Origin of the sequence: Micromonospora sp. M42 (genome assembly GCF_000568915.1) — a bacterium.
In the GTDB taxonomy this organism is placed as follows: domain Bacteria; phylum Actinomycetota; class Actinomycetes; order Mycobacteriales; family Micromonosporaceae; genus Micromonospora; species Micromonospora chalcea.
Genome location: NZ_KK037233.1, coordinates 4,054,517 through 4,069,792, shown reverse-complemented (window position 1 = coordinate 4,069,792; position 15,276 = coordinate 4,054,517). Strand labels below are relative to the sequence as shown.

The 15,276-nt window shown below is 72.5% G+C and carries 18 protein-coding genes and 1 pseudogene; 9 read left to right on the top strand and 10 right to left on the bottom strand.

Going from position 1 to position 15,276, the window contains the following annotated elements; translation table 11 throughout:
- The 7 genes from MCBG_RS18630 to MCBG_RS18600 all read right to left on the bottom strand — a co-directional run bounded on the left by MCBG_RS18630 (window position 1) and on the right by MCBG_RS18600 (window position 4,955).
- Window positions 1–1,905: a GGDEF domain-containing phosphodiesterase gene (locus MCBG_RS18630; protein ID WP_043327447.1), complete on the bottom strand. Its 1,905-nt coding sequence runs from the start codon at window positions 1,903–1,905 to the stop codon at window positions 1–3.
- Window positions 1,892–2,515: an RNA polymerase sigma factor gene (locus tag MCBG_RS18625; RefSeq protein WP_113972225.1), complete on the bottom strand. Its 624-nt coding sequence runs from the start codon at window positions 2,513–2,515 to the stop codon at window positions 1,892–1,894. The genes MCBG_RS18630 and MCBG_RS18625 overlap by 14 nt, the downstream gene beginning before the upstream one ends.
- Window positions 2,512–2,805, bottom strand: coding sequence for a hypothetical protein (locus MCBG_RS18620; RefSeq protein WP_043327445.1), 294 nt, complete (start codon window positions 2,803–2,805; stop codon window positions 2,512–2,514). Before MCBG_RS18620 ends, MCBG_RS18625 begins: the two co-directional genes overlap by 4 nt.
- Before the next feature lie 234 nt (window positions 2,806–3,039).
- Window positions 3,040–3,405, bottom strand: a complete 366-nt coding sequence (locus tag MCBG_RS18615; protein ID WP_043327443.1) for a hypothetical protein — start codon at window positions 3,403–3,405, stop codon at window positions 3,040–3,042.
- Between the two features lie 29 nt (window positions 3,406–3,434).
- Entirely contained in the window at window positions 3,435–3,683 is a 249-nt protein-coding gene (locus MCBG_RS18610) for a hypothetical protein (RefSeq protein WP_026268772.1), read from the bottom strand.
- A 77-nt stretch (window positions 3,684–3,760) separates the two neighbouring features.
- Window positions 3,761–4,231 (bottom strand): large conductance mechanosensitive channel protein MscL, encoded by a 471-nt coding sequence (gene mscL / locus MCBG_RS18605; RefSeq protein WP_043327441.1) that lies wholly within the window; start codon window positions 4,229–4,231, stop codon window positions 3,761–3,763.
- A gap of 40 nt (window positions 4,232–4,271) precedes the next feature.
- Window positions 4,272–4,955 (bottom strand): FadR/GntR family transcriptional regulator, encoded by a 684-nt coding sequence (locus MCBG_RS18600; RefSeq protein WP_043327439.1) that lies wholly within the window; start codon window positions 4,953–4,955, stop codon window positions 4,272–4,274.
- A gap of 49 nt (window positions 4,956–5,004) precedes the next feature.
- Between MCBG_RS18600 and MCBG_RS18595 the strand changes: the two genes are divergently transcribed.
- Window positions 5,005–6,273 (top strand): MFS transporter, encoded by a 1,269-nt coding sequence (locus tag MCBG_RS18595; protein ID WP_043327437.1) that lies wholly within the window; start codon window positions 5,005–5,007, stop codon window positions 6,271–6,273.
- A gap of 10 nt (window positions 6,274–6,283) precedes the next feature.
- Here MCBG_RS18595 and MCBG_RS18590 read toward each other — a convergent pair whose 3' ends face one another.
- Complete coding sequence (locus MCBG_RS18590; RefSeq protein WP_030500698.1) at window positions 6,284–6,640, bottom strand: STAS domain-containing protein; 357 nt, start codon at window positions 6,638–6,640, stop codon at window positions 6,284–6,286.
- Between the two features lie 159 nt (window positions 6,641–6,799).
- On the opposite strand from MCBG_RS18590, the gene MCBG_RS18585 reads away from it, so the two are divergent.
- From MCBG_RS18585 to MCBG_RS18560, 6 genes are read left to right on the top strand one after another with little or no spacing between them, the layout of a single operon-like run.
- Window positions 6,800–7,660: an STAS domain-containing protein gene (locus MCBG_RS18585; protein WP_043327435.1), complete on the top strand. Its 861-nt coding sequence runs from the start codon at window positions 6,800–6,802 to the stop codon at window positions 7,658–7,660.
- On the top strand, window positions 7,660–8,070 hold the full coding sequence (locus MCBG_RS18580; RefSeq protein ID WP_043327433.1) for an STAS domain-containing protein: 411 nt from the start codon (window positions 7,660–7,662) through the stop codon (window positions 8,068–8,070). Before MCBG_RS18585 ends, MCBG_RS18580 begins: the two co-directional genes overlap by 1 nt.
- Window positions 8,067–8,486 carry an ATP-binding protein gene (locus MCBG_RS18575; RefSeq protein WP_043327430.1) on the top strand — a complete coding sequence of 140 codons (420 nt, stop codon included), beginning with the start codon at window positions 8,067–8,069 and terminating at the stop codon, window positions 8,484–8,486. The genes MCBG_RS18580 and MCBG_RS18575 overlap by 4 nt, the downstream gene beginning before the upstream one ends.
- Complete coding sequence (locus MCBG_RS18570) at window positions 8,483–9,496, top strand: SpoIIE family protein phosphatase (protein WP_043330732.1); 1,014 nt, start codon at window positions 8,483–8,485, stop codon at window positions 9,494–9,496. Before MCBG_RS18575 ends, MCBG_RS18570 begins: the two co-directional genes overlap by 4 nt.
- The gene (locus MCBG_RS18565; protein WP_043327428.1) at window positions 9,493–10,839 is read left to right on the top strand and encodes a sensor histidine kinase; all 1,347 of its coding nucleotides are present in this window, start codon (window positions 9,493–9,495) and stop codon (window positions 10,837–10,839) included. The genes MCBG_RS18570 and MCBG_RS18565 overlap by 4 nt, the downstream gene beginning before the upstream one ends.
- 2 nt (window positions 10,840–10,841) lie before the next feature.
- Window positions 10,842–12,380 carry a SpoIIE family protein phosphatase gene (locus tag MCBG_RS18560; protein WP_043327426.1) on the top strand — a complete coding sequence of 513 codons (1,539 nt, stop codon included), beginning with the start codon at window positions 10,842–10,844 and terminating at the stop codon, window positions 12,378–12,380.
- A 307-nt stretch (window positions 12,381–12,687) separates the two neighbouring features.
- Here MCBG_RS18560 and MCBG_RS18555 read toward each other — a convergent pair whose 3' ends face one another.
- Entirely contained in the window at window positions 12,688–13,476 is a 789-nt protein-coding gene (locus tag MCBG_RS18555; protein ID WP_043327424.1) for a helix-turn-helix domain-containing protein, read from the bottom strand.
- A 31-nt stretch (window positions 13,477–13,507) separates the two neighbouring features.
- On the opposite strand from MCBG_RS18555, the gene MCBG_RS18550 reads away from it, so the two are divergent.
- Window positions 13,508–14,074 carry a TIGR03086 family metal-binding protein gene (locus MCBG_RS18550; protein WP_043327422.1) on the top strand — a complete coding sequence of 189 codons (567 nt, stop codon included), beginning with the start codon at window positions 13,508–13,510 and terminating at the stop codon, window positions 14,072–14,074.
- Between the two features lie 85 nt (window positions 14,075–14,159).
- Here the strand turns inward: MCBG_RS18550 and MCBG_RS33085 are convergent, their stop codons facing one another.
- On the bottom strand, window positions 14,160–14,303 hold the full coding sequence (locus tag MCBG_RS33085) for a hypothetical protein (RefSeq protein WP_166455678.1): 144 nt from the start codon (window positions 14,301–14,303) through the stop codon (window positions 14,160–14,162).
- A 22-nt stretch (window positions 14,304–14,325) separates the two neighbouring features.
- On the opposite strand from MCBG_RS33085, the pseudogene MCBG_RS18545 reads away from it, so the two are divergent.
- Window positions 14,326–15,272, top strand: a pseudogene (locus tag MCBG_RS18545) (threonine/serine dehydratase).
- Window positions 15,273–15,276 lie beyond the last annotated feature (4 nt).

Sequence of the window (15,276 nt, the reverse complement as noted above, 5' to 3'; positions counted from 1 at the left end):
TCATCCCATGGCGGTCTGCTGAGGCAGGAGCCGCAGTTCGAGTTCGACGCTCTGCACCTCCTCCTGGCTCACAGTTATCGGTTCCGGCCGCCCGATCTGATATCCCTGCGCGAAGTCGACCTCCGCGGCGCGCAGGAGATCGAGGGTCTCCTGGTCCTGGACGTACTCCGCGGCGACCCGGATGCCGAGCGTGTGGCACAGCTCGACGAGCGCCGACACCACAGCCTGGTCGGCCGGCGACCGGCACAGGTCGACGATGAACGCGCCGTCGATCTTCACCAGGTCCACCGGCAGGTATTTGAGCTGGGCGAGGGCGCCGTATCCGGTGCCGAAGTCGTCGAGCGCCAGGTGGCAGCCGACCTCTCTGATTCCGGTGGCGAAGGCCAGCGCCTCGTTGCGGTTCTCGATGAGCGCGGTCTCGGTGATTTCGAACGTCAGGCATTCCGGCTTGACGTGGTGCCGGTGGATCGCCCCGGTCACGAAAGCGAGCAGTCCCGGGTCGGCGAGCGACTTCCCGGAAATGTTCACCTGGTAATGGGAGGTCTGTGCCCCGCGGCCGATCAGTTCCAGAGCGTGGTCGATGACCCACTTGTCCACCGCCAGGATTTCGCCGACCCGCTCGGCCATGTCGAGAAAGGCCCACGGCGCGACCGGTTCACCGGTGTCGCTGCGAACGCGCAGCAGAATCTCGTGACGGGCCACCTGATTGAGCCCGAGATCGATGATGGGCTGGGCGTACAGGGCGAACCGGTTGGCCGAGACGGCGCGGTGAATCCGGCGGCGGCACCGGTCCGTCCGTTCCCGCTCGGCGACCGGCCGCTCCAGGACCTTGACGGCGGTGGCGTTGCGGTGCGCGTCGCGGGCCGCGTGCTCGCCGTCCACGAGAAGGTCGAAGCCGGTGTCCGGGATGTCGTTGTCGAAATGGACCACGCCGGCCGAGGTGTTGAGCCGCAGGGGCTTCTGCCGGACGCTGAACAGATGGTTCCGGAACTTGTCCACGATCCGGGCGGCCAGGGCCTCGGCCTTCCCCGCGTCGTCCCGGGGGGCGAGCAGTAGCCCCCACGAGCCGGAACCCACCAGCCCGCTGGTGACGCCGTCCCCGGCGACTGCGCGCAGGGTCCGGGCGATCTCCGCCGTCACCTGGTCGCGGTCCTCGTCGGTCAGCGCGTCGGGCAGCCGGGTGGCCGGTTCGGTCGCCACGACGATCAGGGCGCCGCCGGTGGTGCGCCGCGCCCGGTCGACCTCGTCGATCACGTACCCGCGGGTCTGGAGCCCGGTGAGCACGTCCCGGACGGCCGGGTCGGGGCCGAGCATCCGGCTGCGTACGGCGAGCCGGCGCTGCTCCTGGCGGGCGAGTTCGAGCGCGGTGATGTCCTCGCCGGTGGCGATGACGCCGACCGGCCGGCCCGCGTCGGTGAGGATCTCGAGGTGGCAGTACACGTGGCGGACGCTGCCTCCGGGCTGGACCACCCGGAAGCCGATCTCGTCGGGGCGGCTCTGTTCCCACGCCGTCCGCACCGCGGCGAGGACGCGCTCGACATCGGCGGGATGAACGAGGTCGGCGAGCGTCCGCGGGGTGAGGCGGAGCGTTCCCGGCGCGTGCCCGACGATCATCGCCATCTCGTCGGACCAGGAGAGCCGCTCGAAGCGCTCCGCGTCGTGGTCGCCGGGCAGCCAGGTGACGGTGCCCTGCTTCGCCAGCTGGGCGGCGCGGGTGACCCGGACGGCCTCGTCGGCGTCCCAGGTCAGGGGATCGGCGAGGTCGGTGTCGACGATGATCTTGTAGCCCTCGGCGAGGGACAGGTCGTGCTGGCTCTGCACGGTCCGCGCCACCCGGCGGGCGCGCGCGAGCTCCAACGGGCTGGGTGTGGTCTCGGCGAGCGCCAGGATGTCATCGAGATCCACGGCCGGCCCCCTGCCGCCGCTCGCTCTCCGAGCGGGTGAAGCCGGCCTTCTCGGCCAGTTCGCACAGCTCCTTCTTGGCGGCGGCCTTGTAGGAGCGGACGCTGTTCTCGGTCAGGCCGAGGATGCGGGCGATCTCCTGGTTGGAGAAGCCCTCCTTCGACATCTGGAACACCTCGGCGTGCCGTACCGGCAACTGGTGCAACCAGCCGCGCAGCGTCTCCTGCGCCTCCCACGCGTCAGCGATGTCCGAGTGGGACGACGGCGGCAGGTCCTCCGGCGCCACCGCGGCCTCCCGCAGTCGTCGGTCGTGATCCTTCAGCATCTTGAACCGCGCCGTACGGACGATCCACCCGATCGGCCGGACGTGGTCGCGGAGCTTGGACCACTCGACCCGACCGTGCAGAAAGGCTTCGTGAAGCGCGTCCTCCACCGCCTGACGGTCCCGGCATCTCGCCCGGAGAATCCGTTCCACGGTGTGGTACGAGCCTTCGGTGAATTCGGCGAACTCCCGGTCGTGAACGGCCTTCAGGCGGGCCGCCTCCGCCTCGCGCAGAGCGTCGTTGTCGTCGGGATCCGGTGTGAGAGCGGCGGTGCCCTTGATGTCTGTCACGCCGCCTCCTCGACGGGGCCGGGCTTCGACGCGCCGCGCCCGCCCAGTTCGACCTCCCGATGCCCGTCGCGATCGCGCTCCACGATCCGTACGACGTCATGGTCCGCCTCGGCCAGCCGGATCAGCCACGTGACCCGCGCTGTGGTGCGTGTTGTCGCCTCGCGTTCCTCGTTCATGCGGGCGCGGTATGCCACGTAGGCCCGCACCAGGCCCGCCACCACTCCGGCGACGGCAGTGGCCACGGCCACCACCTGATATCCGGTGAGCGGTTCCGCCAGCGCTTCGTTCATTGTTCCCCCTCGGCCCCCTTGGTTCGCCAATTACTATCCGTGGCGAGAGGCCGATGTAGATACCAGAACGCGCGCAATGTTTTTGAAGATCAACGATCAAGTCGTTCATCAGCGATTAAAGCGCAAAGTCATGGCATTGAGACTCTGCGCAAGGGGATTGACGGGCGGCTTTTCCGGGCAACTTGCATTGATCACCTATTACTGCGGGTGACAAATCCATCACCTCGGCGGGCGTCACTCCTCGGCGGGCAGCTCCGTGGCCGGGACGGTCAGGCGTACCGCGCCGTCGTGCACCGCGGCGATCCGGTCGGCCAGCACGTAGACCGCGCCGGTGCGGACCAGCTCGGTGGAGACCTTGAGGTAGCCGTCGCGCAGCAGTCGCGCGGCCAGGTCGGCCGGCACGTCCGGCTCCTCGACCGCCGCCGACTCGATCAGTTCGTCCAGGCTGCTGCCCGGGTCGACCGGCGCGGGTGCCTGCACGGTCACCGCGGCCGGGTCGCCGCGCTGGACGAGATCGACTGTGCCCACCTCGACGCCTGCGGAGTCGACCACCCGCATGCCGGTGGTGACCCGGGAGACGGTGTCCTGCTGCTGGCTCATACGGCAGCGGTTCCCGGGTCACGCGGGCGCTAAACGGACGGGGCCCAGCCGCCCGGCGGGCGGGGGGACAGTTCGCGCCACGTGTCGGTGCCGTCCAGCAGCGCCCGGACCGTCTCCTCCGCCTCCTCGACGCTGGCGTGCTCGTAGAACCGGGAAACCCCCTCGGCGCCGCCGGCCCGCTGCTCCACGTGCCAGCGGTCGCCGTCCACCCGGAGGAAGACGTCACGCCGGGCGAGGCGTCCCCATTTCCCGTTCCACCAGTGCCTACGCTGCTCCATGCCCGGACTCTATCGAACATGTGTTCGATGCACGTCGGCCCCCGCGAGATTGTCGCGGGGGCCGATCGGCTATGGCGTCAGCGCGGCGCGGGCGGCTCCTGCCGGCGGCCGAGCACGTCGTCCAGGGCGCTGCGCTGGCCCGGGGTGCCGTGGTTGCCGGCGAGCAGCGCGTCACGGATCTCGGTGAGCAGCTTGACCTCCTCGCTCGGGGCCGACGGCGGCGGCTCCTCGCCGCGCTTGCGGCGCTCGGCGAGCTTGTTCATCGGGTAGACGACCAGGAAGTACAGCGCCGCCGCGGTGAGCACGAACGTGATCAGCGCGTTGACGAAGGCCACCCAGTCGAAGGCGACGCCGCGGAAGGACGGCGTCGAGCCGCCGATCCCGTCCTCGTTGCCGGTGATCAACACGATGAACACGCGTACCAGCGGTTCCAGGAACGACTTGGTGAGCTGGGTCACCACGCCGGTGAACGCCGCGCCGATGACGACACCGACCGCCAGGTCGACGACGTTGCCGCGCATGATGAAGTCTTTGAAGCCCTTGAGCATCCGTACTCCCGTGCCCTGATGAGTCTGCGTCGGGGACAACCTATGCCCCGGCGGGCCCTTCGAGAAAAGCACCGGCCTCGATCGCCGCCCGCTGCGGGTCGCCGGCCCGGATCGCCTCCACCAGCCGGCCGTGATCCACGTACCGCTCCGGGGTCAGCGCCTCGCCCATCGCCTGGGCCACGGTGCTGCGCAGCGCGGCGCCGACCGAGGCGTACAGCTCGGCCAGCATGGCGTTGTGCGCGGCCGCCACCACTGCCGTGTGCAGCGCGGCGTCCGCCTCGACGAACTCGTCCACCCGGCCGCCGCGCCACGCGGCCTCGCGGGCCGCGAGCGCGCCGTCGAGCGCCACCAGGTCCTCGGGGGTACGCCTCAACGCGGCGAGCCGGGCGGCCTCCACCTCGAACGCGCGCCGGACCTCGATCACCTCGGTCATCCGGTCGTCGGTGAGCCGGCGGGCCACCACCGGGGCCAGCTCGTCGGTCGACACCACGTACGTGCCGGAGCCCTGCCGGCACACCAGCACCCCGGCGTGCACGAGCGCCCGGACCGCCTCGCGGACCGTGTTCCGGCCCACGCCGAGCTCGGCGACGAGTTGCGGTTCGGTGGGGATGCGCCCGCCCACCGGCCACTCGCCGCCGAGGATGCGCTCGCGGAGCTGCTCGATGGTCTGGCGGACCCGGTGACCGCGCGGCGGCACGACGACGGAATCCACGGCGGGTGTCACCGGTTACACCTCGTGCCGAAATTCATCCCATGATTGTAGGTTCGAGGTCATGACTCCGCCACCCGCGCCCGCCGCGACAGTGCCCGCCCCCGGCGCCGGCTCCGCGGCCCTCCCCACCCCGGCGCCCCGCGCGGTCCGAGGCGGACTGCTCGTGCTGACCGGGATGCTGCTCGTCGCGCTGAACCTGCGCGCGGCGGTGACCAGCCTCGGCGCACTGCTCGACGAGGTACGGGTCGGTCTCGGCCTCTCCGGGGCGATGGCCGGCCTGGTCACCACGCTGCCCACCATCGCGTTCGCCGGACTGGGCGCGCTCACCCCGTGGCTGGTCCGCCGCTGGGCCGCGCCCCGGGTGCTGGTGCTCGCCATGCTGGCGCTCACCGTCGGGCAGGTGCTGCGCGCGCTCACCGGCTCGGCGGCGGTCTTCGTGGCCACCAGCGCGCTCGCGCTGGCCGGCATCGCGGTGGCGAACATCCTGCTGCCGATGCTCGTCAAGCAGCACTTCCCGCACCGCACCGGGCTGGTCACCGGGGCGTACACGATGGCCCTGACGGTGGGCACGACGGTGGCCGCCGCCGCGGCGGTGCCGGTCGCGCACGCCTTCGGCTCCTGGCGGGCCGGACTCGGCGTCTGGGCCGGGCTGGCCGCGCTGGCCGTACTCCCGTGGGTGCCCCTGGCGCTGCGGGCCCGCGCGGCGCGACGGGCCGCGCCCCCGGCGGTGGCCGTCGCCGCCCCGGCGCGGGTGCAACCCGCCCGGACCCGGCTCGGCTGGGCCATGGCGGTCTACTTCGGGGCGCAGTCGCTCAGCGGGTACGCGATCATGGGCTGGCTGGCCCAGCTCTTCCGGGACGCCGGGTACCGCCCGGAGGCGGCCGGGCTGCTGCTCGCCGGCGTGACCGCGCTGGGCGTGCCGGTGGCGCTGATGATGCCGGCGCTGGCCGGCCGGCTGGCCACGCTCCGGCCGCTGGTGCTGTCGCTCACCGTGTTCTCCGCCGCCGCGTACACCGGTCTGGCGCTGGCCCCGCACGGCCTGGCGCCGCTGTGGGTGCTGCTGCTGGCGCTCGGCCAGGGCGCATTCCCGCTCATCCTGACCACGATCGGGCTGCGCGCCCGGACCGCCGAGGGCACCGTGGCGTTGTCCGCGTTCGCGCAGAGCACCGGGTACGTCATCGCGGCGCTCGGGCCGCTGCTGGTGGGCATCCTCTACGAGGCGACCGGCGGCTGGACCGCCCCGATCGGCTTCCTGCTGGTGGCGCTCGCCGTGCAGACGGCGGCGGGCATGGTGATCGCCCGTCCCCGCTACATCGAGGACGAGCGCTGAGCGGAACCGGTCAGGAGGAGGTCGGGGTGGGCTCGCCCGCGACGGCCTGTTCCACGGTCGGGTACGTGTGCAGCACCTCGACCAGCCCGCTGACCTCGAGGATGCGCAGCACGCCGCGCTGCGGAGCGGCCAGCCGGACGACGCCGCCGGCCTCGTCGCAGTTGTTCTTCGCCCGGACGAACACCGACAGGCCGGTGGAGTCGCAGAACGACACCTCGGCCAGGTCGAAGACGAGGCGGTTGCGCCCCTTGTCGAGCAGATCCGTGATCTGGTCCTGCAGTTGCGGTGCCGTGGCCATGTCCAGCTCGCCCGCGACCGACACGACGACCACGTCGCCGCGCTGTTCCGTGTGCACCGTCAAGGACATTCGTCGACCTCCTGTGTTCGGGGGAAACGGTATCCCACGACGGGCGCGCCGCGCAGAACGGGAGCGGTCACGGGTGCGGTCGATCATTCTTTGCTCCGCGACAAGTACCGCGTCAGCCCCCGGTGATAGAGTCCGCCCGTCCAAATCAGGGAGGTCAGGATGGCGTTGAGCGCCGAACAGGGTGGTCGGCTCGCCCACCTGCTCAGTCAGCACGCGGACCGGCTGACCAACCGCTGGACGGAGATCGTCGCCAGTTCGCTGCGCGGTCGCCTGAGCCGGGCCGAGCTGGCCCGGCAGGTCCAGGAACTGCACCGTGCGCTGGTCGACGCCGGGCGCCAGGGCGTCTCCGACCTGGCCGACGAGCACGGCGGTGAGCTGCGAGCGGTGCTGTCCGAGCTGTCCACCAACCGGGCCCGGCAGGGGTTCTCCGCCACCGAGACCGCGATCAGCGTGTTCGCGTGCAAGGACGCCCTGCTGGAGCTGATGGAAGAGGAGAAGGGTGACGACACCCTGCGCGACTTCGTCGCCTTCTCCGCGCTCGTCGACCAGATGGGCCTGTTCACGTTCGAGACGTTCGTCCGGGCCCGGGAGAGCCTGATCGCCGACCAGGCGGAGCAGCTGCTGGAGCTGTCCACCCCGGTGGTCAAGCTCTGGGAGGGCGTGGTCGCCGTCCCGCTGGTCGGGACGCTGGACTCGGCCCGCGCCCAGGTGGTGATGGAGCGGCTGCTCCAGACCCTGGTCGACACCGGCTCGCCGTACGCGATCATCGACATCACCGGCGTGCCGGCGGTGGACACCCAGGTCGCGCAGCACATCCTCAAGACCGTGGTGGCCGCCCGGCTGATGGGCGCCGACTGCATCATCTCCGGCATCCGCCCGCAGATCGCCCAGACGATCGTCGCCCTCGGCATCGAGTTCGGCGACATCGCCACCAAGGCGAGCCTCGCCGACGCGCTGCGCCACGTGCTGCGCCTGACCGGGGTCGAGACCACCGCTCGCCGCCCGCGGCGGGAGTCCTGATGGAACGGGTGCCGATCCTCAAGATCGGCGACATCCTGCTGGTCTCCATCCAGGTCGACATGTCCGACCAGACGGCGATCCAGTTGCAGGAGGACCTGGCCGAGCGGATCGTCGCCACCGGCTGCCACGGCGTGATCATCGACATCACGGCGCTGGACATCGTCGACTCCTTCGTCGGCCGGATGCTCTCCACCATCGCGTCCATCTCGAAGGTGCTGGACGCCGAGACGGTGGTGGTCGGCATGCGCCCGGCCGTCGCCATCACGCTCGTCGAGCTGGGGCTGTCGCTCAACGGCATCCGTACCGCGCTGAACGTCGAGCGCGGCATGGAGCTGATCGCGGCCAGCCGAGCCGACGAGTGGGACGAGGGCGCCGACGACGAGGACACCGAGACGACGGCGACGGCATGACCACGGGCGTCGACCTCGGCGTGCCGGCGACGCAGGCGATCCGCAGCGACGAGGACGTGGTGCGGGTCCGGCAGTTGGTGCGTACCACGGCCGTCGCGGTCCGGCTCTCCCTGGTCGACCAGACGAAGCTGGTGACCGCCGCCAGCGAGCTGGCCCGCAACACGCTGATCTACGGCGGCGGGGGCAGCGCCGAGGTGAGCACAGTGGAGGACGGCCGACGGCGTGGCGTACGGATCCTCTTCGCCGACGAAGGGCCGGGCATCCCCGACCTCGACTTGGCGCTGACCGACGGCTACACCACGGGGGGCGGGCTGGGCCTCGGGCTCAGCGGGGCCCGCCGGCTGGTGGACGACTTCGACATCCAGACGGCTGTCGGCGAGGGGACGAGGATCACCGTCACCAAGTGGTCGCGATGACCGCCGACGTGGTCCCCGACCACGGGGTGTGGTTCCGGGTCGACAACGGCGCGACCGCCGGCGGCGTACGCCGGGCCGCCGAGCGTCTCGGCCGGCAGCTCGAACTGAGCACCGATCGTGTCGCGGACCTGGCCATCGTCACCGCCGAGATCACCAGCAACCTGGTCAAGCACGCCCGCGAGGGCACGCTCCTGCTGCGCCCGGCGCGCCGGGCCGGACGGGCCGGGGTGGAACTGGTGGCCATCGACTCCGGCCCCGGCATGGCCGACCTCACGCTCTCGTCGGTCGACGGCCACTCCACCGCCGGCACGCTCGGCATCGGGCTCGGCGCGATCACCCGGCAGTCGAGCCGGTTCGACGGCTACTCGACGCCCGGCCGGGGCACGGTCCTGGTCGTCCAGGTCTGGGACGGAGCGCCGCCGGAGCCGGACTGGGCGGCCGGGCTGGCCCGGCCGATCACCGGCGAGCAGAGCAGCGGCGACGGGTACGCGGTGCGCGAGGTGGACGGCCGTCGCCAGGTGCTGGTCTCCGACGGCCTCGGCCACGGGCCACTGGCCGCCGCCGCGACCGGGGCCGCCGTGTCCGCGTTCCGCTCGGCGCCGGACGGGCCGCCGGACGTCGTGGTGCGGCACCTGCACGCCGCCATGTCGCACACCCGGGGCGCGGCGCTCGCGGTGGCCGAACCGGATCCCGCCGCCGGGCTGCTCCGCTTCGCCGGCCTGGGCAACATCGCCGCGATGATCGTCGCGCCGGGCGAGCGGCGGCGCGGGCTCGTCTCGCTGCCGGGCATCGCCGGGCACCAGCGTCCGGCGATCCGCGGGTACGACTACCCCTTCTCGCGTGACTCCACCCTGGTCATGCACAGTGACGGGGTGGTGGATCGCTGGGACCTGGACGACTACCCCGGGCTGGCCGGGCGCAACCCGTTGCTGGCCGCCGCGACGCTGCTGCGTGACGCCGCCATCCGTCGCGACGACGCCTGCGTCCTGGTCGCGCGGGGGGCGGCATGACCGAACCCCTTCTGCACCTGGCACTCCGGGTCGAGCAGGACATCTTCCTGGTCCGGCAGCGCGGCCGCGAGGTGGCCGCGGCGGTCGGGCTGGAACACCAGGACCAGGTGCGGATCGCCACCGCGCTCAGCGAGGTGGCCCGGGAGTTGTTGAGCGGCGCCGACGGCGCGGACGTCACGTTCGCTCTCGACCGGGACGCCGTGGGCCGCCGGATCCTCCAGGTCGACCTGTCGCCGTTGCGTCCACTGCCAGGCGGCCGGTACGAGCCGAAGTCCGGCGCCGTCGCGCGTCTGGTGGACACGTTGCAGGTCGTGGCCGTCGAGGGCGATACCGTCGTGAGGATGTCCAGACGGGTGCCCGACCACGCCGAGGAGCTGACGCCGGAACGCGCCGGCCGGCTCCGGGCCGAGCTGGCCGAGCGTGCTCCGGCCTCCGCGCTGGACGAGCTGGCCGCGCAGAACTCCCAGCTCATCGCGGCCCTCGACGAGGTACGCAGTCAGCGCGACGAGCTGGCGGTGCTCAACTCCGAACTGCAGGAGACCAACCGGGGCGTGATGGCGCTCTACAACCAGCTCACCGAGGAGCTGGAGGAGACCAACCGGGGCGTGGTGGCGCTCTACGCCGAGCTGGAGGAGAAGTCCACACAGCTGCGGGCCGCGAGCGAGTCGAAGAGCCGGTTCCTCGCCAACGTCAGCCACGAGCTGCGCGCGCCGGTCACCGCGATCATCGGTCTGGCCCGGCTGCTGGCCGACTCCGCCTCCGACCCGCTCACCGGCGAGCAGGCCCGCCAGGTGGGGCTGATCCGGTCCTCCGCCGGTGACCTGCTGGGGCTGGTCAACGAGCTGCTCGACCTGGCGAAGGCGGAGTCGGGCCGGATCGAGCCGGACTGGTCCGAGGTCGACCTGCGCGCGGTGTTCGGGCAGCTGCGCGGCACGCTGCGGGCGCTCACCGTCCGCTCCGATGTGGAGCTTGTGGTCGAGGAGCCCCCGGCCCCGGCGATGCTCCGCTCGGACGAGGTGCTGCTCGCCCAGGTGCTGCGCAACCTGCTGCACAACGGCCTGAAGTTCACCGAGCGCGGCGAGGTACGCCTGCGCGCCGAGCGCCGGGGCGAGCAGTGGACGCTGTCGGTCACCGACACCGGCGTCGGCATCCCGCCCGAACTGCACGAGCGGGTCTTCGAGGAGTTCTACCAGGTGCCCGGCACGACGCGGGTCGGTGGCACCGGGCTCGGCCTGCCGTACGCGCGGCGGCTGGTCACGCTGCTCGGCGGGACGCTGGAGCTGACGAGCGAGACCGGCCGGGGCAGCACGTTCACAGTGGTCCTTCCCGCGGGCGGAGCGTGACGGTGGACAGCGGGCCGGTGACCGTGCTGGTGGTCGACGACAGCGGCCCCAAGCGGTACCTGCTGGTGAACTGGCTCACCCGGGCCGGTTTCGTCACCGTGGAGGCGGAGAACGGCACGGAGGCGCTGGACCGGGTGGCCCGTGAGCACGTCGACCTCGTGGTGCTCGACGTGCGGCTGCCCGACATGAGCGGCTTCGAGGTGTGCGAGCGGATCAAGGAGACGCACCCGTACATTCCGGTCATCCACGTCTCCGCCCACGCGGTGGACGTGGTCGACCGGGCGCAGGGTCTCACCCGGGGCGCGGACGCCTACCTGGCCGAGCCGATCGAGCCGGAGGAACTGGTCGCCACCGCGCACGCGGTGCTGCGCTACTACCAGGCCCGGCTGCGTGCCGAGCAGCTCGCCGAGCGGCTCGCCGCGCTCGCCGACGCCACGGTGGAGATGCACGCGACGCCGAACTTCGTCCGGCTGCTGGAGGCGGCAGCGAGCGGCGCGGCGCGGATCTTCAAGGCCCCAGCGGCGGTGGTCGCCGAGACGTTCGACGGGGACTGCCTGGCGGGGGTGGCGGTCGACCCGCACACGCCGGCCACGATCGTGCCGTGGGTGGTGGACGACACCGGCGTGCCGATCGGCACCCGGGTACGGGTCGACGACCCGGGCGACTGGGCGCTGACGGGCTGGCCGGACGGGGACACGGTGACGGTGGCCGCCTCCCGGCTGCGGGAGGACCGCGCCCCGCTGTACGTGGTGGTGCCGACCGCCACCCAGACCGTCCGTACGCCGGTGCTGGTGCAGCTCGCCCAGGCCGTCGCCTCGGCGGTGGAGGCGCAGCGCTCCTTCGACGAGGAGCACCGGATCGCCGTGACGTTGCAGCGCAGCCTGCTGCCGCAGCGGCTGCCCGACGTCGTGGGCCTGGACCTGGCCGTGCGGTACGAGCCGGCGAGCGCGCAGACCGAGGTGGGCGGCGACTTCTACGAGCTGGTGATGCTCGACGGGCACCTGCTGGTGGCGATCGGTGACGTGGCCGGGCACTCGCTGCACGCGGCCACCGTGATGGCCGAGCTGCGCCACGCGGTACGGGCGTACGCGGTCGAGGGCCATCAGCCCGGGGTGATCCTGGACCGGGTCAACGAGCTGATGCGCAACCTGCTGCCGAATGAGCTGGCCACCATCTGCGTGCTGCTGCTCCAGCCGTCGACCGGGCTGGTCCGGATGGCCAGCGCCGGGCACCTGCCGGCGTTGCTGAGCCGGGACGGCCGGGTCGAGTTCGTGGCGCAGTCCGCGCCGCTGCTCGGGGTACGCGCGCCGCGCCCGCCCGACCTGGAGTTCGTGCTTCCCGCCGGGGCGACGCTCGTGCTCTACACCGACGGGCTGATCGAGCGGCGGGACGCCACCATCGACGACGGCATGGCGGCGCTCGGCGTGGCCGCCGCCCGGGTGGACGACGACCTGGACCAGTTCTGCCAGCGGCTGCTGGTCGAGTTGGCGCCGCCGGAGATCCAGGACGACGTTGCGGTGGTGGCGGTCCGCCGCCGCTGACGCGCGTTCCCGGTCACGTACCGTAGCCAAGCTGCCTGTAACACTGCGTCACGGCCGCCGCTGGGCGAGTGAGTGGGCTTGCTGCCGACTTTGCTCTGCAGCCATCGGTGCAGCAGGCGCCTGAGCAGGCGCTTCCTGTTGACCATGGTCGGCGGCGTCGCACCGCCACCGTCACCGTCGGTGTGCGTTGCGTCAGTGGCTGCAGAGCAAAGTCGGCGCGAGGCGAGGCCCGCCGCTCGGGCCGACTGTCACCGTGCGTAACCGCGCGGAGTGAGGGTTGGCCCGCGCTCGGCAGGCCTGACCCGCGTCACGGCCGCAGGGCCGCCAGCGAGCGGGCGTACGCCGCGGGCGAGACCCCGGCGACGGCGGTGAACTCGCGGACCAGGTGGGCCTGGTCGGCGTACCCCAGATCGGCGGCGACCCGCGACCAGTCCAGCGGCCCGGCGGCGGCCTGTTCGATCGCCTCCTGGAGCCGGTAGCGGCGGATCACCCACTTCGGACCGACGCCCACGTGGTCGAGGAAGAGGCGCTGGAGCCGGCGGACGGAGACGCCGCGCCGCCGGGCGAAGTCGGTCACCCGCAGCACGGTCCGGTCGGCGCGGATCTCCTCGACCAGCGCGGTGGCCTCCGCGGCGAGCGGATCCGCGACCGGCGGCCACGAGGTCAGCAGCTCGTCCAGCCTCGCGCAGCGCTCGTCGTCGGTCCCCGGGCAGATCGGCCCGCCGGGGATCGGCACGCGCCGGCCGGTCAGTTCGGCGACCGGGCGCCGCCAGAACGGCCGGAAGCCGCCCGGGCGGAACTGGACGCCGGAGACCCGGCCGACGCCGTGCAGCGTGACGGCGAACAGGCCGGTGTCGACGCCGGCGATCTCGCCCTGTTCGGGCGCGCCCTCCTGCGCCTGGAACACCACGTTCACGGTCGGGTGCGGCACCACCCGCTGCTCGAACGGCTCGTCCAGATCCCAGTCGATCAACCAGTAGTGCTCCACCCACCGGCGCAACGCCGGGGCGGCCATCCGGCGCCGGAACCGGACCTGCTGCCGCAGCCGGCCCGGATCGAGGATGCCCCGGTTGTCACGCCGCGGTTCGTGTCGCATTTCTTCAAGACCGCCCTCATACGCTGCCCCTATGAGCACGAAGACTAGTGAGCTGCTCGCCGTCGCGGCGCCGCGTACGGTCGCTGTGGTTCGCGGCATCTCCGACGAGCAACTCGGCCTGCCCACCCCGTGCCCCGACTACACGGTGCGCGACCTGCTCGGGCACCTGTTCGACGTGGTGGTCAACTTCCAGGCGCTGGCCCGCCGGGAAGAGGTCGACTGGTCCGGCAAGACCGATCACCTGACCGAGGGCTGGCGTGACCGGTTCGCGACCGAGACGGCCCGGCTCACCGAGGCCTGGTCCGACCCGGCCGCGCTGGAGGGCGTGTCACCCGGCATGGGGCTCCCACAGGAGACCGTCGGGTCGATGGCGCTGATCGACCTCACGGTGCACGGGTGGGACCTGGCCCGGGCCACCGGCCAGGAGCTGACAGTGGATCCGGCCGTGGTGTCGGCCGGGCACGAGTTCATGGACCGGATGGGCGACATGGGGCAGAAGATGGGCGCGTTCGGCCCGCCGGTGCCCACCGAGGCGGCGCCGGCCAGCATGGACGCGCTGCTCGGCCGGGCCGGACGGAACCCGGCCTGGACCCGCTGACGTTGCTTGCTCGCCGGCACGGGGCGGCGAGCGGCACGGACGGCGGCGCCCGCCGGGCCGGGACGGCCGGCGTCCGGCCCGGCGGTCAGCGACCGAGCAGCCCGGCGGAGCCGGCGACGACCAGCCCGATCACCGTCGAACAGCAGCAGACGACGAGCGCGGCGGCCACCACCACGAGGATCAGCCAGGTCGGTCCGCGTCGCGCCGCCGAGGGCTCCTCCGCACTCATGCCGGCAGTCTAGGTTGGTGCGATGGAGCTGATCTCGATCGCCGACATCCGCGCCGCCGCCGAGGACGTGGCCGGCACCGTGCTGCGGACCCCGTTGGTGCCGGTGCTCTGGGACGATCAGCTGTGGCTCAAGCCGGAGAACCTGCAACCGGTGGGGTCGTTCAAGCTGCGCGGCGCCACCCACGCGGTGGCCCGGCTCGATCCCGCGACCCGCGCCCGGGGGGGTGGTCACCCACTCGTCGGGAAAACCACGGGCAAGCCCTGGCGTACGCGGCCCGCGCCCTCGGCGCGCCCTGCACGGTGGTGGTCCCCGAGGGGGCGCCGGAGGTCAAGGTGGCCCGGATGCGGGCTCTCGGCGCGGACGTACGGCTGGTGCCGCCGGCCCGGCGGCTCGCCGAGGCGGAGCGGATCGTGGCCGGGACCGGCGCGACGCTGGTGCCGCCGTTCGACCATCCAGCTGTCATCGCCGGTCAGGGCACCGTCGGGCTGGAGATCGTCGCCGACCTGCCGGAAGTGGACGTGGTGCTGGTGCCGGTGGGCGGCGGCGGGCTCGGCTCGGGCGTGGCCACTGCGGTCAAGGCGCTGCGCCCGTCCGCCGTCGTGATCGGCGTGGAGCCGGCGCTGGCCGCCGACGCCCAGGAGTCACTCGCCGCCGGTGAGGTGGTCGTCTGGGACGTCGAACGCACCTACCGGACGTGCGCCGACGGGCTGCGGACCAGCCTGTCCGCGTTGACGCTGGCCCACCTGCGGGACCGGCTCGACGGCATCGTCACGGTCACCGAGGACGAGATCATGGCGGCCACCGGCCGGCTGATTCGGGACGCGCGACTGGTGGCCGAGCCGAGCGGCGCGGTCGCCCTGGCCGCCCGGCTCTTCCACAGTGGCGAGCTGCCGGCCGGCCGTACCGTCGCGGTCGTGACCGGCGGCAACGCCGACCCGCAGGTGCTCACCGCGGCACTGGCCGCCTGAACCC